This is a genomic window from Campylobacter concisus, assembly GCF_003049705.1.
Classification (GTDB): domain Bacteria; phylum Campylobacterota; class Campylobacteria; order Campylobacterales; family Campylobacteraceae; genus Campylobacter_A; species Campylobacter_A concisus_AR.
In genome coordinates, this window is sequence record NZ_PIRF01000010.1 from 1 (window position 1) to 1,454 (window position 1,454).

At 32.7% G+C, this 1,454-nt stretch carries 1 protein-coding gene and 2 rRNA genes (1 of these 3 running past the window's edge); all 3 read right to left on the bottom strand.

Translation table 11 applies throughout. From position 1 onward, the window contains the following. Nucleotides 1-282: 282 nt before the first annotated feature. On the bottom strand, nt 283-729 hold the full coding sequence (locus CVT05_RS09735) for a helix-hairpin-helix domain-containing protein (RefSeq protein ID WP_107698569.1): 447 nt from the start codon (nt 727-729) through the stop codon (nt 283-285). A gap of 180 nt (nt 730-909) precedes the next feature. Beyond that, nucleotides 910-1,028 (bottom strand): 5S ribosomal RNA (gene rrf, locus CVT05_RS09205). 133 nt (nt 1,029-1,161) lie between these two features. Further along, nucleotides 1,162-1,454 (bottom strand): 23S ribosomal RNA (locus CVT05_RS09210); it runs 2,611 nt beyond the window's last position.

The window sequence follows — 1,454 nt, forward strand, 5'->3', positions numbered from 1 at the left end:
ACCCAAAGCTTGCCCGCTTGGTGGCAAGATCGAAACTCTCTTAACCACCCACTTCCTAAAAGCACAAGAAGCTTTAGAGGATAGTTTAAGAAGTATTACTTTACAAGATCTATTAGATGAACTTATTAATCTATAAAATTTAAAAAGTTGACAAACTAAGTTATAGAATTTAAAAAGTAGGCAAATATATAAAAACCAATCTATTTTTTATTAGGAACGCTATGCGCTCCTAACTATTTTTATATACTTTATGTAAGAATTTTTATAAATTTCTAGCTTTTGCTACTCTTTGCTCTTCTCTTTTTTAGCTTTACTCTTTTTCTCTGCTTTATCTTTTAGGCTTTCTTTCTTATCTTTTATATCTTTTATACTATCATCTTTAGCACTATCTTTTTTCTCTTTTAATTCATCACTCTTTTTACTTGCTTTTTCTTTTATCTCATCTTTTTTAGATTTTATTTTAGATTTTGTGTCATCTATCTTTGTAGTGCCTGATACTGATATATCTGATTTTAAATTTTCAAATGTCTTATCACCTATACCATTTACATTTTTTATATCTTCTATTGAGTTAAATTTATTCGCTTTTCTATACTCTATTATTGCATCTGCCTTTGAAGATCCTATACCATCTAAACTCATTAGCTCTTCTTTTGTGGCGGTGTTTAAATTTATGGCTGCTAGTAATGTAGAAGCTGCTGCCAATAGTGAGATTATAATCTTTTTCATTTTTGTCCTTTTTGGGTAAATTTGGGTTTGGAGTCTATCATATTTGGTGTTTTTAGTCAACACTCGTATAAAAGCATAAACTAAAAAATATTTATAAATGTAAAGATAAAAAGTCTAATTATTTAAGAATATAAATATTAAAAGATGATTGTTTAGATAAAGAATATTAAAAATTAACAAAGCCCGCAACGACCTACTTTTCCAACATCCCAGTAAGGGAGAGTATCATCAGCCAGGACGAGCTTAGCTTCTTGGTTCGAGATGGAGCAAGGCGTTTCCTCGTCTGTATAGTCACGGGCAGTGTTAAATAAAAGATATATCAGATAAATCTCTTATTTAACACTACTTGATAAAGTTAAAAGTCATAAACAAAGTTTTATAAAAACATATCTTATTAAGTTTTTATCCTTAACAAGGAAGTGATGCTTATTAAAAGATAAGCAGACGAGCTATTAGTACTGGTCAGCTAAAGGACTTTCATCCATTACACACCCAGCCTATCAAACACATAGTCTATATGAGCTCTTAAAAGAAGATTCATCTTGGAGTTGGCTTCCTGCTTAGATGCTTTCAGCAGTTATCACATCCCAACATAGCTACCGAGCGGTGCTCTTGGCAGAACAACTCGTACACCAGTGGTTGGTTCGACCCGGTCCTCTCGTACTAGGGTCAACTCTCCTCAATCTTCTTACGCCCACGGCAGATAGGGACCGAACTGTCTCACG